The sequence below is a fragment of the Peptoniphilus phoceensis genome, from assembly GCF_001517665.2.
Lineage (GTDB): Bacteria > Bacillota > Clostridia > Tissierellales > Peptoniphilaceae > Peptoniphilus_A > Peptoniphilus_A timonensis.
The window spans coordinates 23,537-47,789 of the sequence record NZ_LN999808.1; the positions used below are offsets into that span (position 1 = coordinate 23,537).

The following is a 24,253-nucleotide window of genomic DNA, read 5'->3' on the forward strand; positions in this document are numbered from 1 at the left end:
TTTAAAAATTATTCCGGGGCTTTTTAAACATGACACATATTTTAGACTATAGAGTCTAATTTGTCAATATTTATGGGGATTTTTTTAAATACTTTCTCTTTCTTTTTCGATGTGAATATTTTCAAGTGGAGTAGGATATGTTGACTCTTTCTTGAACTTTTCAATTTGCTTCTTAACTCTATTTACAGAAGCTATTGTTCCCACACCTGCTACACATCCACCAGGACATGCCATACCTTCTAATAGATATCCATCAAGCTTGCCTGCCTTGGCTATTTGTAACATTTTTTTACATTCCGAAAGTGTATGAGCACCTTGAATGTGAATATCTTTTTCTGGTTCTAATTTTTCTGCCACTGTCTTTACAGATTCAGCAACACCACCAGCTATTGGATAACCTCTACCAAGGGCAGACCCGTCATCAACTTCTTCTTCAACAACAATTTCTGATGGTTCAATATTTTTTGCAACAAACATTCCCATTAATTCTTCAAAAGTAATTACAAAATCTACATCAGATTTTACTTTTGTATCTAGGGCTTCTAATTTTTTAGATGTGCAAGGTCCAATAAATACAACTACTGCATCTGGATCCTTTGCTTTTATGTGATTTGCTGTATATCTCATTGGTGAACCAGAGTCAGAAACTTGTTCGAAAAATTCTGGGAACTCATTTCTTATCATGAGAGTCCATGAGAAACAACAACTTGTACCCATGAAAGGTATTTCATTAGGCACTCTTTCTAGATATTCTTTTGCTTCATGTAGAGTTGTAAGGTCAGCTCCAAGGGCTACTTCAATTACATCTTCAAAGCCAAGTTGTTTTATTGCTTCTATTATTTGTTTTGCAGAAGTGTTGGCACCAAACTGTCCTATGTATGAAGGTGCTATGGCTCCATAAACTTTTTTGCCAGATTTTATTGCTTTTATAAGTTGGAATATTTGTGTTTTATCAGATATTGCTCCAAAAGGACATTCTGCAATACATCTTCCACAAGCAACGCACTTGTCATGATCTATGTCTGCTCTGCCAAATTCATCTGAATCTATGGCATTGACCCCACAAGCAGCGGCACATGGTCTTTCATATTTTACAATTGCGTTATATGGACAAGCTTCTTGACATCTTCCACACTTTACACATTTATCTGTATCAATAATAGTTCTATTTTTACCCATAGAAATGGCATTTACAGGACAAACATTTATACAAGGATGTGCAAGACATTTCCTACAATTATCTGTTGTATAAAAAGCCTTAGTTGGACAAGCTTCGCAACCAAACTTTATAACATTAATTAGTGGTTTTTCATAAGCGTTTGTATCAATATCAACCTTATCAAAACCGTCAGTTACATTTTTAAATACGCCAATCTCTCTAACATCTAGCCCCATTGCTAGTCTAAGTCTTTCGTCGACAACTGCCCTTTCTCTAAAGATATCACTTCTATATTTCGCCACTTCGCCTGGTACAATTTTGTAGCTGGACTCTTCTAGGGCAGAAATATCTAAATCATTATAGGCAATTCTTGCAACTTCAGCAAAAACTCTTCTTCTGATGTCGACAAGTGTTCCATAAATTTCTTTCATCTTTTCCCCTTACTTATATTCTTAATTTATCAATTATTTTTGCACTTACTTCTTGTGCAGTAGCCTTTAGCATAATTTCATCATCTACAATGACAACTGGTGATGCTTCGTTGTTGTGAATCTTGCAATAATTAAGACAATGTGCAAATTCAACTTCCAAATTTTCAGCAGAACATAGTTCGGACTCTGGTCCGCATAAATGATCTTGTAAGTACTCTACTGCATCATAAATAGCATTTGCTCCCATAAGAGTGCACCTAGCACCCATACAAATAGTAACTTTCATATATCCTCCTCTTCACTCTATAATGATAGTTTAACATTTAACAATCGCTTCTTCAATCATTATAATTATTTTATAATAATCTTATTAATCGTGTTACAATATAGTCGAGGTGTGACATGGAAGAACTAAAGATTTTACAAAATTTAAAGCTATTTAATAACTTTGATGAAGACCAACTAAAAGAAATAGAAGATTTTTTATCAGACATAAAAACTTATAAAAATAGAGAAATTATTTTTAATATTGGCGATGAAATAAATTATTTTGGAATTCTTTTAAGTGGTCAAGTTGATTTAGCAATAGAAGATGCCTTTGGCAATAAAACAATTTTATCAAAATTATCTGCACCTGCTCTTTTCGCAGAGTCAGTCCTAATAAAAAATGTAGACGAGATTCCCCTTTCAGTTATCTCTAGCTCGGATGCAAAAATTGTCTTCTTTGACTATTTATCTTATAAGTCATCAAATTTATCTTCAAAGGAAAAACTTCAAGATAATCTAATTAAGATTTTGGCTAACAAAAATTTATTTATGCGTGACAAATTGAACCTCTTGAGTTTACCAGATTCTCGTTCGAAAATCCTCTACTTTTTGTCCAATGAATCTAGGAAAAAAGATTCAAAATACTTTACAATCGACTTTAATATAACTGAGCTTGCACAATTTTTAAATTTAAACCGTTCATCTCTTTCTCGTGAACTATCCAAATTAAAAAAAGAAGGTCTAATTGACTATGACAACAAGACCTTCCGAATTTTATAATTATTTTCTATTTTGATGAGCTATTCTTGCAGATGCAGCTGCAGCTATTGCTGCCACTAAGTCGTCTGCAAAAGTAGTTACTCTTTCCACTTTTTTCTTTTCATCCAAATCCTTGATTATCCCAATTTTTTCCTTGTCAAGATAACCAAAATTTGTAAGCCCAATAGTTCCATACATATTTACAATTCCAAGAGTTAGGATTTCATCTATACCATAAAGACCTTCATCATCAGAAATTATAGATTGAATGGGTTCTGGTAATTTCCCTTCATTTGCCAAGTCATCAAGAGCAAGACCTGTTAAAATTGCGTGAATGGACTCTCTTTTTCTTATTACACTTTCTACACTTTCAAGACATCTTTCTAGGCTTAAATCTTCAATATAATTACCTTGCAATTCTTTTACAAGCTTTGCTATCTCTATTAATTCAACACCAAAATCCTTTAATCTAGAAATTGTGTGCTGATAAAGTTCTTCACTATCATATTTATAAATTTTATTTTTCATCATCTCAAATTCTCCTATCTTCTCCTCATTTTTGCCCTATTTCTCTTTATCATTTTTGCCCTAGAAATTTTTATAGAAAAAGCATAAATAAATCCAGGGATTATTGTAGCTATTAAAAGACTCAAGGTATTATATTTTATGCCCAAAAGCTTAATTGCATAGACTTGAGGCATTAGGAAAAACTCTAAGGGAAACTTCCAATAAGATCCGCCAACAGAGCTACTAAAGACTTCCCTTCCCAAACCTACAAAAGCAAAGGCAAATAAAATTAGGGCAATTAACCATATTAAATTTCCCGCAAAAAAATCTAAACTCTTAGCATTTTTCTTGGAAAGTCCTTTTCCAAAATTAAAGTACAAGATAAAAATAAAGGCAATTAAAATTATCTTAAAAAAAATATTTCCATAGACCAAATTTCTAACCTGAGCACTTAAATTAATAAGGCTCGCTATGGCAAAGGTAATAAAAACTATTAAGATGTGAAAAATTAAACCTCTAGTGTTATTTCTCATAATCTCTCCTACATTTCCATGAATTTGTTGGCATTTTCAGTTCCCTTCATGTTCATATCCTTGTCTATCCAAATAATTGCCGCTCCAGTTTTTTCTGAAAGTTCTTCTATTTCTTCATCTGTGGAATTAAAAGCAGCAGTTGACAAGAAGTCACAAAAACCTGAATCTTCTTTTATAACAGTTGAGGACTTAACTTCTCTTGCAGGTTTTAATGTATCTGGATCAATTACGTGACAATATCTCACACCATCAAGATCAAAATATCTTTGATAATCGCCACTTGTAACAATAGAAGTATTGGCAACATTTACTGCAGCAATAACTTGATCCTCGCTTTCTATATCAGGATTTTGAATTCCTATTCTATAATTTTCACGCCCATCTACTGGCTTGCCAATAATCCTGACATTACCACCAGCAGAAATCACTGAAGATTTAACTCCTCTTTCTTGAAGCTCTCTTGCTACGAGTTCTGTTGCAAATCCCTTGGCAGTTGCACCAAGATCAAGTTCCATTCCTTCTTCTAAATAAACCGATTTTTCATTTTCATCTAATTTTATATTATCTATATTTGTAAGAGGACGCAACTTTTCAAGTTCCTCATCACTTGGAAGAGCTTGACCCTTTATGGCAATAACTTCTTCCTTAGTTTTTCCAGATTCATAAAGATCTCTGTACTCATTCCAAAGTTTTGTAACTGGTCCAAGAGCTATATTTGTGTTGTGAGAAATATTTTTATAGTCATCGACAGAATCTTTTATAAGACTAAATAAAGTTTCATCAACAACAACTGACTTTTGTCCTGCCTCATCGTTTATTGTCTTTACATTTACTAGACCATCATAATTCTTGTAATTATCAAAAAGTTTGTGAAGTTCTTCGTATCTAGATTTTGCATATTGCAAATTTTCCTCAGCAAAATCTTCATCATCAGAAAAAATAGAAATAGTTACAACAGTATCAAAAGTATCGTAAAATTCTATATCATACTTTTCAGCTTTTTTAGTAACTTCTTCCGAAGCAAGATTGGCATTTTTATCTTCATTTATATTTTTATTTGTAGTCTTGTTTTCACAGCCAGATAATAACAAAAGGCTGCCCAAAGCAAGAGCTATTAAAGTTTTTTTCATATTATCACCTTTCTTTATAATACCATTTAATTCGCCATTTTTTCAACAACTTTAGTTCTGATAGAAGTTTCTACAAAATCATATTAAAATTAATTCTTACTATTTTAAAAAGTTTTAAATCAAAAAAAGACAGCCCCATAGACTGTCTCAAAAAATTATTTTTTATTATTCATCGTCTTTTTTTCTCTTAAATCTTCTTAATAGAAGAAGTAAAGCTGATGCAATACCAACTGATGCAGTTTCTAGTGTGATACCAGCATCGCCAGTCTTAGGAGCTCTGTCTTTCTTTGCAACTTCTCTTTCATCGTCATTGTCACTGACATAGTTTGCTTCTTCAGTTTCTTCTATTTGATCTTGTTGATCTTCATCAAGAGCTTTATTTTCTTCAGTTTCTTTCAATTCTTCATTTTCAGGAACTTTAACTTCTTCGTTTTCCTTAACTTCAGGATCCTTGTCATCCTTCTTAACTTCAATTTCAACCTTTGGTTTTTCGTAAGAAATTAGTGGTGGATTCTTTGGATCCTCTTCTCTTGGTTTCCAAGGTGTATTGTCGTCTGGATAAGATGGTCTGTTAGGTTTATGAGGTCTTTCGTGATCTTCATGACCTGGTTTATCATCGTCCTTTGGATCTTCATGACCTGGCTTTTCTGGCTTTTCTGGGTCTGTTGGATCTGTTGGATCTGTTGGGTCCTTTGGATCAGTTGGGTCAACTGGCTTATCTGGATCTTCAGGATCTACTGGTGGAATTTCGCATACATTCTTAGTTCCAACTTTTATAATCTTCTTAATTGGTTCTTTAATTATATCTTCTTTCCTAGAAACTTCCTCACTATTTACTACAGTAATTGTTGTTTCTTTCTTACCTAATTCACCTTCTTGAACTGTTTCAGTTTTGCCAGCTTCCATTTCAGGATCTTCTATGATTTCAACTTCAAAAGGAATTTCGCTTTCTACTTTAACTTTTCCATCAGTCTTATAACCAATTTCTACAATCTTATTTGTAGGTTCAGTTATCTTTTCACTTACTTCAATTTTTCCTTTTTCTTTGTTGAATGTTATAGTGTACTCAACTTTTCCATTAGAACCTTCTTCGATAACTTTTTCTTCGCCTTCTTTAAGGTTTGGATTGTATCTGTACTCTGTATCATGTCCAAGTTCAGTTTCCTTAACAACTGGTTTAACACCAACTCTTACTATCCTATCTTCTTTTTCAGTGATAGTCTTAGTAGTTTCTGTTGGATCACCAACTGGCTTAGAATCTTTTATCTTTTGAGTGATAGTAACTTCTTCCTTACCTGGCTTACCTTCTTTTTCAATCTTTTGGAATCCAGCTTCAAGAGTATCGTCATAGATCACCTTAGTTTCATAAGGAATTTCTCTTTCAATAGTCTTAGTGTATTCGCCATCAGTTGGCTTTCTACCAATCTTTATAAGTCTTTCTTGTGGATCCTTAGTTGTCTTGAATTCACCTTCTTGAACTTCAACTACCTTGCCATCCTTGATAACTAGTTTGTTAGTTCTTTCTTGTTCTCCTGGTGAACCTGGAGTAACCACTTTTTCTTCGCCTGGTTCTAATGAGTCGTCATATTCATATCTAGTTTCGAAAGGAATTTCTTTCTTTTCAACTATATCGTGAGTTCCGTCATTTGTTCCTTTGCCTACTTGGATAAGAGCATCTTCTGCTTCAACTATTTCTTCAGTAGGTTCGCCTACTACCTTTGAGTTTTCTATTGTCCAAGTTGTTGTCTTTGTTCCAACCTTACCAGGTTTTACAATTCTGTATTCGCCCTTCTTTAGGTCTTCTACTTCTTCTACCTTGTAACCAAATGGTATTTCTTCTACGTGTTTTACTTCTCCGTCAGTATTTCTACCAACTTTAATAATTTTATCTTTAGGTGCTTTAGTTTGAGTAAATTCGCCTTCTTCGGTATTTGTTACCTTACCATCTTGGATTGTAAGTGTTATGTCTCTACTCTTCTTACCTGGTTCACCTTCTTGTGTTACTTTTTGTTCACCTGGTTTTAGAGAGTCGTCAAATTCTATTTTTGTTTCAAATGGAACGTCTACTTCTTCTGTAATTGTATGAGTTCCGTCGTTAACACCTTCACCAACGTGGATTACACGGTCTTTTGCTTCTTTTATAACTTCTTCTTTTGTCTTTGTTTCGTCGACTTTTGAATCCTTAATAGTGTAAGTTACTTTCTTAGAACCTTTTTCGCCTTCAGTGATAACTTTGATTTCACCTTTTTTAAGTGTAGGATCTTTTTCTACCTTAGTTTCAAAAGGAATTTCTTCTATCTTTTCATAAGTTCCATCTGTTGTTCCAGGTCCAACTTCCACAATTCTCTTAACTGGAGCTTTTGTTTGTTTAGTTTCCCCTTCTATTGACTCTGTTACTTCACCATTCACTATAGTGTGAGTTACCGTAGTTTCTTCTTCACCAAGTTCGCCTTTTTGTATTTCTCTTACTTCGCCTGGTTTTAATTCATTATTAACTCTGTATTCTGTATCAAATTCAATAGCTTTAGTCTTTTTAGTTTCAAGAGTTCCTGTGAAGTCTTTCTTTCCAACTCTAATTACGGCATTTACTGGGTCTGTAGTTTCAACTTCTGGTTCTCCAACTACTTTAGAATTCTTAATAGTCCAAGTTGTCTTCTTTGTTCCTTCAGTTCCTGGTACATCTATAACATATTCACCTGATTCAAGATTTGGATCATAAGAAATTTCATACTTAAATGGAATCTTTTCTTCGTGAACAACCTTACCTTCAGTGTTTGCACCTACTTTTATAATTTTCTTTTGTGGTGCTTTGGTTTCGGTATATTCGCCTACTTGAGTATTTGTAACATTACCATCTTGGATTGTGATAGTTGTAGTTCTAGTTTTTTCTCCAGGTATACCTTCTTGGAATACAACTTGTTCACCTGGTTTTAGAGTGTCGTCAAATTGGATTTCAACTTCAAATGGAACTTCAACTTTTTCTTCAATCTTGTGTTCTCCGTCTTCAGTTCCTTCACCAACGTGGATTAGGCGTTCTTGAGGTTCTTCTAGTATTTTTTCTGTAGTCTTTTCTTCATCAATTTGAGAATCCTTGATAACATAAGTTACTTCTTTAGAACCTAGCTTACCTTCAGTGATAACTTTGATTTCGCCTTTTGCAAGCTTTGGATCCTTTTCTACCTTAGTCTCAAATGGAATTTCTTCTGTTTTTACATAAGTTCCATCAGTGCCTGATGCAACGAATTGGACTTCCGTTTGTCTTGTTCCCATTGAAACTTGTTGTCCATCTTCCATTTCATAGTAGTGGGCAGTTACAGGAACGTTTAAAAGAGCTCCATCAATTGACTGACCTTCTTGAGGATTTGGAACTGTTGCAGTAACTGTACCTGTGTTTTCATCAATACTTACATTCCAAGTATTGCCCTTGTCATCTACAAAAGTATCATAATCTAAAGTAAACTTAGTAGGTCTTCTGTTGTATGTGTCTTCTTCATTTAAGATAATATCTGATGATAAGACATCTCCAGATCTACCTGCCTTAGCATTGTAACGAGCAGTCATGTTAGCTTTTTCTTTGATAACAAAGTAAGCATTTACATCTTCAGTGATATCTTCTCCCGGTTTTTGTTCATCTACATAATGAGCAATTACACGTACTGTTAGCTTTTCTCCACCATTAAAGTCCTCTGGTTTTACTGGTTGAGCAGTTACCTCACCTGTTGTTTCATCAATAGTTACAGTCCATTTATTACCTATATCGTCTGTAATAAGCTTATTTCCTTCTCCATCAGTTTCTAAAGTATCTGGAAGAGTAAATTTACTTGGTGGAATTCTCTTTCCATCTTCCGTCCAAGTAGCTGGTGATGTTTGTTTTCTACTTGGAAAGTTAACTTGTGTTTCATATTCTGGTATTATATGATTTGACTCTTGGACAACAAAGTGGAACCAGTGAAGGTCTGTAGATCCGTTTGTATAAGTGTATTTTACAGCTACAGCTACAGAATCTCCTGCCTTAGCTGATTCTGGAGGAGTGATAGTAAATTTAGAAATATCGTTGCCTTCAACATCTATCTTCCATTGGTCTTCTGGTGCCTTGCCCTTGTTTTCTTTATCAAATAAGGTCAAGTTAAGTTCACCGGAAGCTTCTCCCCTATCTTGAGCATCATTCATATCTTTAGCTGACTTGTCAGTTTTCCCAGGATTAGCTGGTTGAACGATTTTAACCGCAAAAGGCTTGCCTGGTTGTACATCTGATATATCTACTTGTGTAGTATCATCGCCATTGCCATCTTCAAATCTTTGGTCATAGTACATAGTGTCATCAAGGTTTAGCTTAAATTCACCTACTTTATTGTAGTGGTCGTAACGAGGAATGCCTTGCTTGTCGATTACTACATCATTGCCCTTATGATTGATGGTTTCTGTGCCAGCACCTGTTGGTGTGTAATTGTCTGCGCCATAATTTGCTTCTTCGCCAATAGCTCTAAACTCTGCTTCTGTTCTTGGACGGGCAAAGAATTTAATATCTAGGCTTTGAATATTTTTGTATCCAGTTTTGCTAAAAATAGATTCATTATTGACTATAGTCTTGCCATTTGCATCCGTCTTTAAAGCTCCTTCTGGCATTTTAACTACAACCATATCATTTTCGTCTATATAGGCTTCTGCTCCTGGGACTACTTCGCCTGAAACCGGATGATAAACTTGACCTACTAGTCTTTCTCTAGCATTAGCATCTAGGTTTTCTACCTTTATTCCTGTTTCAATAGTTTGACCTTTGACAAATACTTTCTTATCATAATCTCCATTTAAATATATTAAATCAAGTTGATCATTTTCATTTGGCCATGGGTTAACTGTAATATCAAAGGTAACATTGCCTGTTCCTTGGGTAGCTTTAAGTTTTTGACTACTTGCATCTTTTGAATAGTCACTCTTCCATCCTATGGTAGTATTCTTGTTTTCGATACTGTTGATATGCTTAAGGTCTTCTACAGTAGCATAAAGATTTAAGTTTCTTTGAGCCCTAGAGGCAGTTATGTTTATATCTGATTCAGCTTTATAATTAGCCTCCTTAAAGCCTTCATCTTCTGCAATTTTTACTCCTACATCATTAGCAGAAATAATCCCAGCATCAAGATAAGCACCCATGAGACCTGAGTTGGTAAATCCAAAATTAGTATATGTCCTTTGACCTTGTTCTCTATCAAATTCCATCTCTATGCCCCAAAGAGTTTTAGACTTACTTGTAGCAGATGGTTCTAAGGTAGTGTAACGGAATCCATCTAGATAGTCCATACTAGGCTCATTAGGAATAGAAAAGGCCGGACCATTTCCTCTTTCCAATTGGGTATCTTTATAGAAACCTACATTTTGTTCATCTTTTAAATAGTTTGGATCAGTAGCTTCTTGCGGTGCTCTTAGAGCAGTTGGTATTATTTCATCGCCAAGTTCTAGTTCATTTCCTAAACCTATAAAATCTGTTGCCTTTAACTCCTGACTAGATTCTGCTAAAGCAGTATATCTTCTTGTCCTTATGTCATTAATTATAGTTTGTGTATAAGCATTTTCTGCAGCTAAATCTTTTTTAGATTCTGATGCTGCGTCCGCTTTTACAGACATTGATAATGACATTATTGTCGCCACAGAAAGTACGGCAAAGACCTCTTTACCATTCTTAATTGGGTTTTTCATCTTTTATTATCTCCTTTTTAAAATTCTTTATAAGACTTTATGCATAATAAATAATTTGTGCAATTAAAAAATCCGTAAATTCCAAAATTTAAATATACGGTTAATGTTTACTTATATCGTCTTTTATATAATGTATTATAACATTTATTCCGTAAAAATACCTATTTTTATGCGATTTTTGCAAAGTTTTTTTCAATATTTTTGTATTTTATTCTCGCCATTGTTTTTTTATTTTTACTATTTCATCTTTGTAATAAATTATTGTATTAATTCTATGACTTTAGACTTTTTTATTTTTTTAAATCGCTATTTTTAAAGCTTTTTCTTTTTTTATTTTTATTAGCTTTACTTTTACTTGTGTAAAATTGTATTTTTATTCTTGTTTACTTTTCGAAAAACTTTTTAGAATTATCTCAAATCACTTGAATTTATATCTTCCCAATGATTTATTTCTTCTTTTATCTCTATAATTTTAAAATTTACTTGTATAATTTTTATTTTTAATTAGAAAGTTATTTATTTATATCTAATAATTTTAATATCCCAATAGAATTATTTTTATTGTCATTAATTATATTAATATTTTATTATCTCAAATTTTTATAATTTTAATATTTATGAACTTATTTTTTTATCTTTTACTTTGAAAGCTAAAATCTTTCTAATTTTTTTAAAACTTTTTCAAATTTTTAAAAAATCCTCATATCTAGCTAACTTAATTTTATAAATCTTTCCAAAGAAAAAGAGACTACAAAATGTAGTCCCTTATTTCTTGATTTTAAATTTAATTTAAAATTAGATTTCTGCTTTAATTTTTTGTTCTCTTTCAATTGATTCAATTAGTTTAGGAACAACTGCGTTAATGTCTCCAACAACACCAAGATCAGCTATTTCAAAAATTGCTGCTTCTGGGTCTTTGTTAACTGCTATGATTAAGTCAGAATCTTCCATACCTGCAACGTGTTGGATAGCTCCAGAGATACCCATTGCGAAGTAAAGTTCTGGTCTAACTGTTTTACCAGTTTGTCCTACTTGGTGATCTTTTGTGATCCAGCCAGAGTCTACTGATGCTCTTGATGCAGAAATTTCTGCTTCTAGCTTGTCAGCAAGTTCTTGAAGAGGTTTGAATCCTTCTGGTCCACCAATTCCACGTCCACCAGATACAAGGATCTTAGCTTCTGTGATATCTTTCTTATGAGATTCTTCTTTAGCGATGTCAACAATTTTAACATTCATATCAGCATCTGTGAAGTCAACTTTAATTTCTTCAACTTCACCTTTTCTAGAGTCGTCAGAATCAAGTGCTTGCATAACGCCTGGTCTAACTGTAGCCATTTGTGGTCTAAAGTCTTCGCAGATGATAGTAGCCATTAGGTTACCACCAAAAGCAGGTCTTGTCATCATAAGGTTTTTAGTTTCTTCATCTATTTCTAGTTTTGTACAGTCAGCAGTAAGTCCTGTGTGAATTCTTGCTGCAAGTCTTGGAGCAAGGTCACGACCTATTGATGATGCACCGTAAATTACGATTTCTGGTTCTTTATCTTTTATAATTTGTGTTATTGCCTTTGCATAAGGTTCAGTAACATATTCTTTTAGCATAGGATCTTCAACAACAAGAACTTTGTCAGCTCCGTGCTTAATAAGAGTTTGTGCATGGTCTTTAACTTTTTCTCCAAGGATCATTGCAACAACATCTTGATTTAAAGCGTCTGCAAGTTCTCTTGCTTTTCCTAAAAGTTCAATTCCAACTTTTTCAAGTTTATTGTCTCTTTGTTCTATAAATACAAATACATCTTTACTCATTTTTAAACCCCCAATTAGATAATATACTTTTCTTGAAGTTTAGCAACGATAGCTTGAGCTGCTTCGTCAGCAGTAAGGTCAGTTAAAAGAACGCCTTTACCTTTACCTTGTTTAGGGAAAGATTTTTTAACTTTTGTAGGTGATCCTTTAAGTCCAATGTTAGCCATGTCGATTTTGTCTTTAATATCTTCAAGACCCCAAACTTTGATTTCTTTTTGGTAAGATTCAAAAACTTTACCAATTGTCATATATCTAGGTTCAGCTAATTCTGCAATTGCAGTGATTAGGCATGGGAATTTAGCATTGATTGTGTGGTATCTGTCTTCGAATTGTCTCTTAACAGTAATACCTTTTTTATCTTCATCAAGTTCAAGTTCTTCTACATAAGATACTTGTGGAACTCCAATGTGTTCAGCAATTTGTGGTCCAACTTGTGCTGTATCACCATCGATAGCTTGTCTACCACAAACAATTAGATCAAAGTCTAAGTGTTCAAGAGCTGCAGTAATTGTACAAGATGTAGCCCAAGTGTCAGCTCCACCAAATGCTCTATCAGATACAAGGATTCCTTCATCAGCGCCCATTGCAAGAGCTTCTCTTAATGCATTTTCAGCTTGTGGAGGTCCCATTGATAATACTGTTACATGAACATCATCTGGATTTTCATCTTTAAGTCTAAGTGCAACTTCTAGACCTGATTTATCATCAGGGTTTATAATACTTGGCACACCGTCTCTAATAAGAGTGTTAGTAACAGGGTCAAGTCTAACTTCATTAGTATCAGGTACTTGTTTAATACATACTACTATATTCATCTATAATACTCCTTCCGATTATTTTACGCCCATCCAGCCAGATACAACCATCTTCATTACTTCAGATGTACCTTCGTAAATTTCTGTAATCTTAGCATCTCTCATCATTCTTTCAATTGGATAGTCACGAGTGTAACCATATCCACCGAATAATTGTAGACATCTTCTAGTAATATCACTAGCTGCATCAGCTGCAAATAATTTAGCCATTGCTGCAAAGTGTCCGTAAGGAATTCCTGATCCCTTAGCGTCAGCTGCTCTATAAACTAATAATTGAGCTGCTTCTGCAGTTGTCTTCATATCTGCAAGTTCAAATTGAGTGTTTTGGAATTGAGAAATTCTTTTGCCGAATTGTTTTCTTTCAGTAGTGTATTTTACAGTTTCATCGATTGCACCTTCAGCGATTCCTAGTGCTTGAGATGCGATACCAATTCTACCACCATCAAGAGTCTTCATAGCGATAGCAAATCCTTTACCTTCTCTTCCAAGAAGATTTTCTTTTGGAATTCTACAATCTTCAAAAATAAGTTCGCAAGTAGAAGATCCTCTGATACCCATTTTGTCTTCTGGTTCACCAACTGTGAATCCTGGAGTTCCTCTTTCAACTATGAAAGCAGAAATTCCGTGGTTACCCTTTGTTCTGTCAGTCATTGCGATAATTACAAATACATCAGCAAATCCTGCGTTTGTTATAAAGATTTTTGAACCATTAAGTACGTATTCGTCTCCATCAAGTACAGCAGTTGTTCTTTGACCACTTGCATCTGTACCAGCACCTGGTTCAGTAAGTCCGAAAGCACCAAATTTTTTACCTGCTAGTAAATCTGGTAAGTATTTTTTCTTTTGTTCTTCTGTTCCATTTTCATAAATTGGAGCACAGCAAAGTGAAGTGTGAGCTGAAACAATTACACCAGTAGTAGCACATTTCTTTGAAAGTTCTTCTACTGCCATAGCGTAAGCTAGATAGTCAGCACCTTGTCCACCATATTCTTTAGGAAATGGTATTCCGAAGAATCCATATTTGGCCATCTTTTTAACATTTTCCATAGGAACTTCTTCAGTTGCATCTACATCAGCAGCAACTGGTTCTACTTCGTTTTCAGCAAAGGCACGATACATTTGTTGTAATAATAGATGTTCCTTATCCAATTTTAAATCCATTTAAAATCCCCCTAACAATAATTTAAAGAATGTTATTTAATTAACATACGTTGTTTCTATTATAACATTATGTGTTTGTTTTTCAAGACTTTCTTTATTTAAAAACTTTTATTAGAAGAAAATCCCCTCCTCAATAAATGCTAACTAATAGTAAATTATTTCTACGATTTATTTGTATTTTATAATTTTTTCTTCTCTTTCTTTACTCAATCCCAAGATTAAAAATTTTTTCACATAAATTCTTAGCAATTTATGATAAGGTTTTTACAAAAATTTAATTTTATATTCAAAAATTTTACAAATTATTTTAAAGATTTTTTTTAATTAACAATAGATGAATACTCTTTCAAAAAATTTGCTAGCATAAAATTTGCAATAAAAAAGGACCTTTGGTGAAGAGACTCCATAAGCCTTTTTAAAATCAACTTATGGAGCCAACACATAATTGTCCTTTTTAGATATCTGCCTTAACAACAAGAACAGACTTCTTAGAATGATTTATAACTTTATTTGAAACTGAGCCAAGTAGAGTTCTTGAGAAAGCTCCTAGACCTCTGTTGCCCATGATAATAAAATCTACATCTTTTTCATCAGCAAATTTACAAATTTGTTCGCCAGGATTTCCTGAAGTGTAAAAAGTTTCTACATTGTGAGGATATCCATTTAAATCACTTTCAGCATCTTTAAGTATCATTTCAGCTCTTTCAACATTTGCCTTGTCTATTTCAAGTGTAAAATTGAAATTTGCTGGGTATTGTTCAAAAATAGAAGTTTCTGGTGTCACTGTGAGGATTAGTAGTTCAGCCCCTAGTTTTTCTCCCATATCTCTTGCTACATCAACTGATTTCTTTGAACTCTTTGATCCATCAATAGGTACTAATATTTTCATGTCTTACCTCCTATTTATTGTAAGTATATTATCTTCTATTTTTATTATACCCTAAGAAGAGAACATTTAACACATCAAGTTACTTCTTTATTTAATTAAATTAATTTATTTATAATCTTTTATTGTTCATAAAGCCTTTTTTTGGGAATAATCTTTAGAATAATCTTTAGAATAAGATTTAAAAATAATTTTACTAATATTTTTTTAACTTTCTAAATTTTTTAAATAATCTATTCAAATTGAAGTTATTCCCATATAAAACAAAATTAAAAATTTTTTAAAATAATATTTGACAAATGTACTTTAAAAATATAATATTATTTTAGATGACACCTTGTCACTTTTGGAGGGATAATATGGCAAAATCAACTTTTAATAACTTAGACAAAAGAAAGAAAAACAAAATTTTTAAAAGCTTAAAGGAATACTTTGAAAAAGAGGACTTAGAAAATATTAGCATCTCTGGCATAGTAAGAAAACTAGGAATAGCTAGGGGATCATTTTATCAGTATTTTGAAAATCTAGAAGATTGTTATTTCACTGTACTTAAAATTGAAACCGGAGAAATTCACCACAAATTTTTCAATTTATATAAAGAAAACAATAAAAATTTAGACCTAACCTTAAAAGCTTACAGAGATTTTTTGGCTGAAGAACTCTTTGACAAAAAACTAAAGAAACTTTACAGGGCAAAATTTTTTATGTTTGAAAACTCTTTTATGTTTCACGGCAAAAAGTTTTTGGAAGAAAATTTATCCCATCTCGACTATAATCTAACTATTTACATTATGGCAATTTTTCACGAACTAATAAAAGAATGTATAAGTCGAGATTATGATAAAGAGAAATTTTTGGAAGTTTGCAACTTGTATATTAACTGGACTTTAGGAGGTATAAATGATGCATCAATTTGAAATTTTTTTTGACGCACTTTATCTTGCTTTTGCAATCTTTCTCGGCATAAGAATGCTATTAATAGAAGATAAAAACAGCAAAATTTTGGGTTCCATGACTTTACTTCTTGGTCTTGGAGATTCCTTTCACCTTGTCCCAAGAATTCTAGCAAACACAATGTCAAATGGATTTGAAGTAAATAGTTTTGGCTTATTCTTAGGAACAAGAGTATCAGCTATTACAATGTCTATTTTTTATCTACTATTTTATTTTTACATCAAGAAAACAAAAAGAGAAAGCAAGAAAAGCCTAGATATAACTATATTAGTGCTATTTGCAATAAGACTTGCAAGTGTGCTTATTAGCTTTAATCACGATCCTAAAATGGACTTAATATCAAATATTCCTTTTGTAGCAATGGGACTAATTGATATTTTTCTTCTATATAAAAATAGAAATCTTGAAGAATTTAAAAATTTGGCAATTTATGTATTCTTTAGCTTCTTATTTTATATTCCAGTTGTTTTATTTAAAAACATCTATCCTAGCCTTGGTGCTCTCATGATGCCAAAAACTCTAATGTACATTTTAATTGTAATTAAGCTTTACGATAATATTAAAAAAGATTTTGTCAAAAAAGATATTATGGAATTTGCAGTTGCCTACTTGTTCTCAGGAATACTAGCAGGTGCAGTTTATCGTGAACTTGGAAAAATTTATACACTTGATGTTAAAATGGCATTTGTCCACACACACTTGATTGTACTTGGTTTTGCAGTTTCAACAATTTTTTACTTGTTAGTTAAAAAATTGGACCTTGCAAATAAAAGCGTAGAAAAATTTTATAAGGTTTATAACTACGGAATTTTCCTAAGCTTTACCACAATGTTCCTACACGGTTTAGTAGATAACAATGAAGTTCTCAATGCAGTTAAGATGGCAATGGCTGGAGTAAGTGGAATTGGTCACATATTAATTACTCTTGCCGTCATTGTAATTTCTGTAAAGGGACTTAGAGCTAGACAAGTAGTCGAAGCTAATTAAATATAAACTTGCCTTCCTTTCACAAAATATAATAAGAAAAGAAATCTGCTGGATTATCAAGTCCAGCAGATTTTTTTGTATAAATTTTTTTGCAAAATAATTATTAGTGGGAATTTAAAAGTAATTATTAGACTTATAATTATGGATCAAATTGACAAAAATAAAAAATAAAACAAAAAATTAAATCTAAAATCAAATAATTAATAAACTAAAATATAAAGTCTAAATTAATAATTAATATAAATTTTTAAGAAGGGCAAGACTTAAATTAATAAAAGTATAAGTTTTAAAAAAAAGAACTTATAAATACAAAAGCGACAGGTAAAAACCCGCCGCTTTTATTAAAATTTATTTAATTTTAAATAAGTTTTTAAAATCAAATCTTATTGCCAAACACTTACATCGTCAGACTTGTCGCCTTTAACAGCATTGTGTCCATTAGAAGCATCTAGAATTTCATAATATGCCCAGTGACTCTTAGAAACATCTTTAAATTTCTTTAATCCACTTTCGCTAACATTTGCAAAAGATGTGGACTTAGTGTTTCTACCGAAAACAGAGTTTAGAATTGTAACAGCTTCTGCTCTAGTAAGTTTTTGATCTGGTTTAAATGTTCCATCAGAATAACCCTTTATGTTTTTGTTTCCATAAAGTTCATTGATTGCATCAGATGCCCAGTGACCCTTTACATCCTTGAAGTTTGAAGATCCTGGATAACCATCCTTAACAAATACAGAAATCATTTGTGCAAATTCTGCTCTTGTTATAGTTTGATTTGGTTTAAATGTTCCATCAGAATAACCTTTGATAAATCCCTTAGATACTGCATAGTTAATTTCATCAGAATACCATTTATTGTTGGCATCTTTAAACTTAGTAGTTGGATTCTTTGGAAGTTCTGCTCCATTGTTTACAAGTTTAACAAACATTCTAACAGCTTCAGCTCTAGTAACTTCTCTACTTGGTCCAAATGTTCCATCAGGATATCCTGCAATATAAGAAGGTTGATTTACTTTTGCTTCAACATTTGTAGAAACTCCGCCAACTTTATATTCAGTTGATCTTGCAATCTTGCCAGATTCTTTTGCTTCAACTTTTATAGTTTCGCCAGCTCTTAACGCTCTATTTAAATTGATATTGTAAATACCAGTGCTTCCTGCAGTTGTGCTTCCAAGCTTAACTCCATTTGAATCATAAACAGTTACACTTGCATTATTTCCTGCATTACCTTTAAGATATTTCGCTCCAGCAGAAACTGTATTAACAGTAGGGATAATTGAATATCCACTGTCATTTACATATTTGCCATTTACATAATAGTCTAGAGTTCTTGATGTTGAAATATATGGAGAATTCCAAGTTACCTTGAAGTATCCATCACTGTCAATTGTGTCACTACCAAGATAAGTTCCATCGTCGTAAACATAAACAGTTCTATTTTTGTAGCCCTTTAGATAACCACTAGTAGAATAGTTTGTTCTATAAACATCACTTGGATAAACTTTGTGATCGTATTTATTGTCATACCAGTCACGTCCATAGTATCTTCCATTATTATAGTATCCATCTTTCCATAGGTTCTTTTCTGCTGAATAGTAACCATCTTTTTCTGCTATTAAATCAGCTGAATAATCTCTACCCCTTCTATAATATCTAGATGAATAATTTATATAGTGTTTTCTGCCATTTTTGTAGTAATACCATCCGTCAGAATCACTATAAACTCTGTAACCATCATAGTAAGTGTAGCCATCTCTATAATAGTAGTCGTCATAATAATATCTGTAGTCGTCGTAGTATTTGCCTAGATAAACTTTAAATCTACCATAAGAATCAGTTTTATCTTTGTAAGAAGTTTTGTAACCGTCAATCTTTAGTGTAACTGTTGCACCATCAACAGCCACTCCCTTAGATGTAACTTTACCAGTTACATAATCTCCATCATATTCAATATCAGAAATATAAAGATCTTCCTTAGCTGGAACAACTGGTTTTTCTTCTTCCCATTTTGCATAAAGAATTGTATCTTCAGTTACTGGATTTGAGAAATTAAATCTATTTACAAATTTACCATCGTCTGTGTACCAAGCTACGAAAGTATAACCTTTTTTAGTTGGGTCTGTTGGTTTTGTTGCAGTTTTTCCTTTTTCAATAGTTTGTGTTGCTACTGAACTTCCACCCTTTGAATTAAATGTTACTGTGAATTTTTCAACTGCTGGTGTTTCAACCTTTTCCCATTTTGCTTTTAATGTTACATCTTTTGTCACTTCATATGGAAATGTAACTTTTGTACTTCCATCATACCAACCTAGGAATTTATATCCCTTTTTTGTTGGAGCAGTTGGTTCTTTTATTTTACCATCATTATCTTTTTCAACTTTTCCGTCAAAATCTCCACCACTTGCTTCAAATATTACTGTATATACTTTAGTTTCTGGTGTTTTAGCTTTCCATTTTGCATAAAGAATTGTATCACTAGTTAACTTCGTATTAAAATCGAATACTTTTGTTAGTCCTTCATCTGTGTACCAGCCATCGAAAGTATAACCGTCTTTTGTTGGGTCAGCTGGTTTTGTTACGATTCCATCTACTGTTTTGGCATCTTCAACTTTTGAGCCTTCATTAGAGTTAAATGTTACTGTGAATTCTTCAGCTTCTGGTGCTCTTAAAGGAGTTTTTTCTTCCTTATCTAATGTTTCTCCAGAAACTACTTGTTCTTTCGAATCCTCAGTCGTACCTTCGTCTGCAAATACATTAAATGGAATTGATGTTACCATCACTCCTGCTAGCAATAATGATAATATTTTTTTGTTTTTCATAATAATCCTCCTAACTTAGTTATTTTTCGATAAAACATTTTCCTTAACCCTATTATACCCAAATCCTTGTATAATTCCCTATATTTTTCAAAATTTTAATAAATTTAATAATTTTGTAACATTAATGAGGTAAACATATGCAATTATAAATTTCTGGTAAACTTTTTTGCTTTCTATGCAAAATTTCTAAAATACTTTAGACTTTTTTGTAAAATTTTATATTTAAAATCTAGCTTTAACTTAAAAATCTCACTTTAAATCCAATTTAAATATCTTTTTAAAATATTTCCAATAAAATCCCCAAAAAATAGACAATAAAAAAGACAAGCCTGAGCTTGCCTCTTAAAAATTTACCATACGCTTATAAGTAGCATTGAAATATCATCTACTTGTGGAATGTCGCTAAATTCTTCCAATTCATTATTTAAGTTTTCCAAAATATCGCTGTTGTACTTTGATATTATTTCAAAAATTCTGTCATTTCCAAAGGCTTCTTTTTCAGCATTTCTAGCTTCCACAACTCCATCTGTCATAAAAAGAAGATAGTCACCTGCATAAAGTTTAATTTCTTTTTCCTCATAATCTGGCTTTGCGAAAAATCTAGAAATTGGATAGCCTCTAGATTCTAGATTTAGACCCTCTCTATTTCTAACCCTTATAGGAAGAGGAAGGTGTCCTGCATTTGAGTAAGTAAAAGTTTCTTTTTTTAGATTGTAGACTCCATAAAAACAAGTGAAATAATTTTCGATTTCAAGTTTTAAGCTAGTAAATCTCTCGCAAAGTTCTGTCAAAGTTTCTTTTGGCGAAATTTGCACGAACTTATCAAGAGTTCTAACCATGGATTTTATAAACATAGTCACCATTGACGCTGCAAAACCGTGACCTACTGAATCTGCAATATAAATCCCAATGTGGTCATCGTCTATTTGAAAGACATCAAACATATCGCCACTTAAAATCGTAGAAGGTTTGTAAAGATAATTTACCTTTAAGTTTTTTATAAATCCCTTTTCTGGTAGTACTTTTTTCTGAATAAGTGAAGCTGCCATAGTTTCGTCAGTCATAAACCTGTTTTTGTCTATGACTTCCTTTTGAAGTTTCCTTGCCATAGTGACATTTCTAAAAACTTCTACTACACCAAGGATATCTCCACTTTTTGAGATAATCGGTGAACATTTTACGGAAAAAACCATGCTGCCAATATTTTCTTCTCTTTGGATAACTTCGCCACTCATGAGGGCACGCTTAGTTATCTCTGGATCAAATAAATCTTCTCCAAGGATACAGACTTTTTTATTGGGATCATAGCCCAAGAGGTCTTCCATTGCCTTATTTACAAAGACAACTTTTTCGTTGTAGTCAAGAACTCTTACTAAATCTGCAATGGCATCTAGGACTTGAAAGTCAATATTTTCGTCAATTTTTCCTTTTTCCACATTATTTTCCATGAGTCACCACCTTCATCTGATGCTTTCAGTATAGCAAATTACAACTTACTTAACAATTATCTTTTTGGCTTTGGACCATAATATTGATAGTAATAAGTTTTTAATCTGCCGTTGTATAATTTCCTATTTCTGTCAGCTTTTTTCCCAAAGTTTTTTTCAAAATTCTCATTGGCTGTAATTATATAATAGGACCAAGTTTTAAGTGATTTTGCAAGTTCGCCAAGTTCTTTGTTTAGTTCGTCAACATCTTCTTTGCCAATTCTTTCTCCATAAGGAGGATTTGTTATTATAATTCCATAGTCGTCTGGAAGATCCAAATCCCTTATGTCCTTTTGGAAGAAGGATATATCCTCATCTAAGCCCAAAATTTCTGCGTTGGACCTAGCGATTTCTATTGCCTTATGAGATAGGTCTGATGCCAAAATTTCTAATTTTTCATCGTATTTTATCTCTGAATAACATTTTTTCTTTTCTTCTTTAAATATTTCTTGGTCAAAAAATTTAAAGTTTTCAAAATCAAAGTTTCTCATTAGTCCTGGAGCTATATTTTTTTCTATCATAGCTGCTTCTATGGGAATTGTTCCTGAACCACAGAAGGGATCTGCTAAGATTCTATCTTTATTCCAAAAAGTTAACTTTACTAGACTTGCAGCAATAGTTTCTGATAAGGGAGCCTTGTAATTTACTTCTCTGTATCCTCTCTTGTGGAGTCCATCTCCCGATGTATCTAAAGTTATTTCTGCAATGTCATTTAAAAGTGAAACTTCAATTTTAACTCTTGGTCCAGATTTTTCGAACCAAGAAATCTTATATTTCATTTTTAATTTTTCGATTATTGCCTTTTCTGTAATTCTTTGACAATCTGAAATAGAAAATAGTTTTGATTTTCTACTTCTTCCTTGGATGATGAACTGATCATCTTCATTTATGTAGTCCCACCATCTTATTTCAAAGACCTTGTCAAAAAGTTCTTCAAAAGTCTCTGCCCTAAAGGAGTCGATTAACAATAAGACTCTTTCTGCCGTCCTAAGTCTTAAATTTAAAATGGCAATGTCCTTTAATTGGCAAGATATTATTATTTTACCATCGCTAACTTCTAAATCTTCGTATCCAAGGTCAAGGAGTTCTCTTTTTGTAACTGCCTCGAGACCCATGTTAGTAGTTGCGATTAATTTTATGTTTTCCATTTTACACCTCATATCTATTATACTAGATGTGAAAAATTTTTTCCTTATTTTAAAATTAATGGGTTAAATAATTTAAATGGGGTATAATATACTCGTAAAATATTTATTGGGGGTAATAAAATGAAATTAACTGAAACAGTACAAACTGCTGATTGGAAATCTGAAAAACACGTTCCTGTAATCCACGTTGAAAAAGCTGATGGACTACTTAAAATTAAAGCTATGGTTGGAGAAGAAATTGAACATCCAAACACTTTAGAACACCACATTTCTTGGATCAAAGTATTCTTCAAGGCTGAAGGAGAAAAAGCTCCAGTAGAAGTTGGTTCTTATGAATTTAATGCACACGGCGAAGCTGACATCTTTACAGTTCCTGCAGTTGAAGCAACAGTTAAAACTGACAAGGGCGGAGAAGTTTATGCACTAAGCTATTGCAACATTCACGGACTTTGGGAAAATTCAGTAGAAGCATAATAAATTTTATAATATTAAAGAGCTATGATTAATTTCATAGCTCTTTTTTTCTTGTTTTTTTATTTTATAGTGATGCCTTATAAATTTCTAAGATATCATCTTTTGTAAGCTCAACTACGCCTTTTATACTTCCACCAGCGTGTCTTGCTGCAGCTTCTGCCATTTCTTCTAACTTTTCATCATCAATGCCAACTTCTCCAAGAGTCATTGGTATATTCATTTCATCTTCAAAGAATATGTGAAGGCTAGCAATTGCTTTTTTTGCGTCATTAAATTTATCATCTGTTGCTTTTATGCCAAAGACATTAATTCCAAAATCTCTAATCATGTCAACTGTATCATCATTTAAAATGTGTTTTAAAAATCTTGGAGTCAAGATTGCAAGTCCTATGCCGTGAGTTATGTCATAAAAAGCTGAAAGTTCGTGTTCCATTGCGTGAACTGACCAAGGAGTTGACTTTCCTGTGGAAAGAAGTCCATTGATTGCCCAGCTTGATGCCCACATTATATTTGCCCTTGCATCATAATCTTCTGGATTTTCCATTGCAATTGGTCCAAAATGAATACAAGTTTTTAAGATTCCTTCAGCTAACCTATTTTGCATATAAGCTCCATCATTTAGAGTGAAATAATTTTCCATAGTGTGGCTCATAATATCAGCAATACCTGCTGCTGTGTGCTTAACATTTACAGAATAAGTTGTTTCTGGGTTTAAGATGGAAAATTTTGGAAGAGTGTAAGCTGATCCAAATCCCAACTTTTGATTTGTATCTGGGTTTGTTATAACTCCACCTGCATCCATTTCTGAACCAGTTGCTGATAAAGTCAAAACAGTTCCAATAGGAAGAGCTTTTTCGATTTTTGCCTTTTTTATCACAATATCCCATGGGTCACAATCGAGGAAAACTGCTCCAGCAACTAATTTAGAAAGATCAATTACAGATCCACCGCCAACTGCCAAGATAAAATCCAGGTCATTTTCTCTTACGATTTTAACTCCTTCTCTTGCAGATTCAACTCTTGGGTTTGGTTCTATGCCAGAAAGTTCCTTGTAAAAAATATTATTTTCTTCAAATATTTTTATTATTTCATCGTAAAGTCCAATTTTCTTTATTGAGCCACCGCCATAAGCTAATAGAACTCTTGAACCATATTTTTTTATTTCAGATGCCAAATTTTTCATTTGGTCTTTTCCAAAAAGAATTTTCGTGCTTACATTAAAAATAAAATCTTTCATAT

The 24,253-nt window shown here is 32.6% G+C and carries 18 protein-coding genes; 4 read left to right on the forward strand and 14 right to left on the reverse strand.

All coding sequences use genetic code 11. The features are described from left to right. Positions 1-84: 84 nt before the first annotated feature. Both BN3657_RS02180 and BN3657_RS02185 read right to left on the reverse strand, forming a co-directional pair. Positions 85-1,590: a 4Fe-4S dicluster domain-containing protein gene (locus tag BN3657_RS02180; RefSeq protein ID WP_062551586.1), complete on the reverse strand. Its 1,506-nt coding sequence runs from the start codon at positions 1,588-1,590 to the stop codon at positions 85-87. Between the two features lie 13 nt (positions 1,591-1,603). Continuing rightward, positions 1,604-1,876, reverse strand: coding sequence for an NAD(P)H-dependent oxidoreductase subunit E (locus BN3657_RS02185; RefSeq protein WP_005957852.1), 273 nt, complete (start codon positions 1,874-1,876; stop codon positions 1,604-1,606). Positions 1,877-1,992: 116 nt separating this feature from the next. Here BN3657_RS02185 and BN3657_RS02190 point away from each other — a divergent pair, with 116 nt between their 5' ends. Continuing rightward, complete coding sequence (locus tag BN3657_RS02190; protein WP_062551587.1) at positions 1,993-2,637, forward strand: Crp/Fnr family transcriptional regulator; 645 nt, start codon at positions 1,993-1,995, stop codon at positions 2,635-2,637. Here BN3657_RS02190 and BN3657_RS02195 read toward each other — a convergent pair whose 3' ends face one another. From BN3657_RS02195 to BN3657_RS02230, 8 genes are all read right to left on the reverse strand, one after another. Continuing rightward, positions 2,638-3,144: a phosphatidylglycerophosphatase A family protein gene (locus BN3657_RS02195; RefSeq protein ID WP_187363615.1), complete on the reverse strand. Its 507-nt coding sequence runs from the start codon at positions 3,142-3,144 to the stop codon at positions 2,638-2,640. It abuts the gene before it with no gap. A 14-nt stretch (positions 3,145-3,158) separates the two neighbouring features. Then, a complete protein-coding gene (locus BN3657_RS02200) occupies positions 3,159-3,656 on the reverse strand; it encodes a hypothetical protein (RefSeq protein WP_062551588.1) in 498 nt (165 codons plus the stop codon). An 8-nt stretch (positions 3,657-3,664) separates the two neighbouring features. Continuing rightward, on the reverse strand, positions 3,665-4,786 hold the full coding sequence (locus tag BN3657_RS02205; RefSeq protein ID WP_062551589.1) for an FAD:protein FMN transferase: 1,122 nt from the start codon (positions 4,784-4,786) through the stop codon (positions 3,665-3,667). A 165-nt stretch (positions 4,787-4,951) separates the two neighbouring features. Then, positions 4,952-10,480: a G5 domain-containing protein gene (locus tag BN3657_RS02210; protein ID WP_074017828.1), complete on the reverse strand. Its 5,529-nt coding sequence runs from the start codon at positions 10,478-10,480 to the stop codon at positions 4,952-4,954. Between the two features lie 795 nt (positions 10,481-11,275). Further along, positions 11,276-12,283 (reverse strand): electron transfer flavoprotein subunit alpha/FixB family protein, encoded by a 1,008-nt coding sequence (locus BN3657_RS02215; protein ID WP_062551590.1) that lies wholly within the window; start codon positions 12,281-12,283, stop codon positions 11,276-11,278. A 14-nt stretch (positions 12,284-12,297) separates the two neighbouring features. Next, positions 12,298-13,098 (reverse strand): electron transfer flavoprotein subunit beta/FixA family protein, encoded by an 801-nt coding sequence (locus tag BN3657_RS02220; protein WP_019139105.1) that lies wholly within the window; start codon positions 13,096-13,098, stop codon positions 12,298-12,300. An 18-nt stretch (positions 13,099-13,116) separates the two neighbouring features. Then, on the reverse strand, positions 13,117-14,259 hold the full coding sequence (locus BN3657_RS02225; RefSeq protein ID WP_062551591.1) for an acyl-CoA dehydrogenase: 1,143 nt from the start codon (positions 14,257-14,259) through the stop codon (positions 13,117-13,119). A gap of 454 nt (positions 14,260-14,713) precedes the next feature. Next, the gene (locus BN3657_RS02230; protein ID WP_062551592.1) at positions 14,714-15,148 is read right to left on the reverse strand and encodes a universal stress protein; all 435 of its coding nucleotides are present in this window, start codon (positions 15,146-15,148) and stop codon (positions 14,714-14,716) included. Positions 15,149-15,504: 356 nt separating this feature from the next. On the opposite strand from BN3657_RS02230, the gene BN3657_RS02235 reads away from it, so the two are divergent. Together BN3657_RS02235 and BN3657_RS02240 are read left to right on the forward strand one after the other, a co-directional pair. Beyond that, positions 15,505-16,062, forward strand: coding sequence for a TetR/AcrR family transcriptional regulator (locus tag BN3657_RS02235; RefSeq protein ID WP_062551593.1), 558 nt, complete (start codon positions 15,505-15,507; stop codon positions 16,060-16,062). Further along, positions 16,046-17,086 (forward strand): DUF2871 family protein, encoded by a 1,041-nt coding sequence (locus tag BN3657_RS02240; RefSeq protein ID WP_230204176.1) that lies wholly within the window; start codon positions 16,046-16,048, stop codon positions 17,084-17,086. The genes BN3657_RS02235 and BN3657_RS02240 overlap by 17 nt, the downstream gene beginning before the upstream one ends. 383 nt (positions 17,087-17,469) lie before the next feature. Here the strand turns inward: BN3657_RS02240 and BN3657_RS02245 are convergent, their stop codons facing one another. The 3 genes from BN3657_RS02245 to BN3657_RS02255 all read right to left on the reverse strand — a co-directional run bounded on the left by BN3657_RS02245 (position 17,470) and on the right by BN3657_RS02255 (position 22,540). Beyond that, complete coding sequence (locus BN3657_RS02245; protein WP_062551594.1) at positions 17,470-19,905, reverse strand: InlB B-repeat-containing protein; 2,436 nt, start codon at positions 19,903-19,905, stop codon at positions 17,470-17,472. Between the two features lie 350 nt (positions 19,906-20,255). Further along, positions 20,256-21,353: a SpoIIE family protein phosphatase gene (locus BN3657_RS02250; RefSeq protein ID WP_062551595.1), complete on the reverse strand. Its 1,098-nt coding sequence runs from the start codon at positions 21,351-21,353 to the stop codon at positions 20,256-20,258. 56 nt (positions 21,354-21,409) lie between these two features. After that, the gene (locus BN3657_RS02255; protein ID WP_062551596.1) at positions 21,410-22,540 is read right to left on the reverse strand and encodes a THUMP domain-containing class I SAM-dependent RNA methyltransferase; all 1,131 of its coding nucleotides are present in this window, start codon (positions 22,538-22,540) and stop codon (positions 21,410-21,412) included. A gap of 120 nt (positions 22,541-22,660) precedes the next feature. Between BN3657_RS02255 and BN3657_RS02260 the strand changes: the two genes are divergently transcribed. Then, a complete protein-coding gene (locus BN3657_RS02260; protein WP_062551597.1) occupies positions 22,661-23,014 on the forward strand; it encodes a desulfoferrodoxin family protein in 354 nt (117 codons plus the stop codon). 64 nt (positions 23,015-23,078) lie between these two features. On the opposite strand, the gene BN3657_RS02265 is transcribed toward BN3657_RS02260, so the two are convergent. Beyond that, the gene (locus BN3657_RS02265) at positions 23,079-24,251 is read right to left on the reverse strand and encodes an iron-containing alcohol dehydrogenase (RefSeq protein WP_062551598.1); all 1,173 of its coding nucleotides are present in this window, start codon (positions 24,249-24,251) and stop codon (positions 23,079-23,081) included. Positions 24,252-24,253: the final 2 nt, after the last annotated feature.

Coding starts and splice junctions, on each gene's coding strand:
- BN3657_RS02210 (WP_074017828.1), bottom strand. CDS start 10,480: ATGAAAAACCCAATTAAGAATGGTAAAGAGGTCTTTGCCGTACTTTCT.
- BN3657_RS02245 (WP_062551594.1), bottom strand. CDS start 19,905: ATGAAAAACAAAAAAATATTATCATTATTGCTAGCAGGAGTGATGGTA.
- BN3657_RS02180 (WP_062551586.1), bottom strand. CDS start 1,590: ATGAAAGAAATTTATGGAACACTTGTCGACATCAGAAGAAGAGTTTTT.
- BN3657_RS02260 (WP_062551597.1), top strand. CDS start 22,661: ATGAAATTAACTGAAACAGTACAAACTGCTGATTGGAAATCTGAAAAA.
- BN3657_RS02190 (WP_062551587.1), top strand. CDS start 1,993: ATGGAAGAACTAAAGATTTTACAAAATTTAAAGCTATTTAATAACTTT.
- BN3657_RS02195 (WP_187363615.1), bottom strand. CDS start 3,144: ATGAAAAATAAAATTTATAAATATGATAGTGAAGAACTTTATCAGCAC.
- BN3657_RS02265 (WP_062551598.1), bottom strand. CDS start 24,251: ATGAAAGATTTTATTTTTAATGTAAGCACGAAAATTCTTTTTGGAAAA.
- BN3657_RS02230 (WP_062551592.1), bottom strand. CDS start 15,148: ATGAAAATATTAGTACCTATTGATGGATCAAAGAGTTCAAAGAAATCA.
- BN3657_RS02205 (WP_062551589.1), bottom strand. CDS start 4,786: ATGAAAAAAACTTTAATAGCTCTTGCTTTGGGCAGCCTTTTGTTATTA.
- BN3657_RS02255 (WP_062551596.1), bottom strand. CDS start 22,540: ATGGAAAACATAAAATTAATCGCAACTACTAACATGGGTCTCGAGGCA.
- BN3657_RS02225 (WP_062551591.1), bottom strand. CDS start 14,259: ATGGATTTAAAATTGGATAAGGAACATCTATTATTACAACAAATGTAT.
- BN3657_RS02250 (WP_062551595.1), bottom strand. CDS start 21,353: ATGGAAAATAATGTGGAAAAAGGAAAAATTGACGAAAATATTGACTTT.
- BN3657_RS02185 (WP_005957852.1), bottom strand. CDS start 1,876: ATGAAAGTTACTATTTGTATGGGTGCTAGGTGCACTCTTATGGGAGCA.
- BN3657_RS02240 (WP_230204176.1), top strand. CDS start 16,046: ATGATGCATCAATTTGAAATTTTTTTTGACGCACTTTATCTTGCTTTT.
- BN3657_RS02235 (WP_062551593.1), top strand. CDS start 15,505: ATGGCAAAATCAACTTTTAATAACTTAGACAAAAGAAAGAAAAACAAA.
- BN3657_RS02200 (WP_062551588.1), bottom strand. CDS start 3,656: ATGAGAAATAACACTAGAGGTTTAATTTTTCACATCTTAATAGTTTTT.
- BN3657_RS02220 (WP_019139105.1), bottom strand. CDS start 13,098: ATGAATATAGTAGTATGTATTAAACAAGTACCTGATACTAATGAAGTT.
- BN3657_RS02215 (WP_062551590.1), bottom strand. CDS start 12,283: ATGAGTAAAGATGTATTTGTATTTATAGAACAAAGAGACAATAAACTT.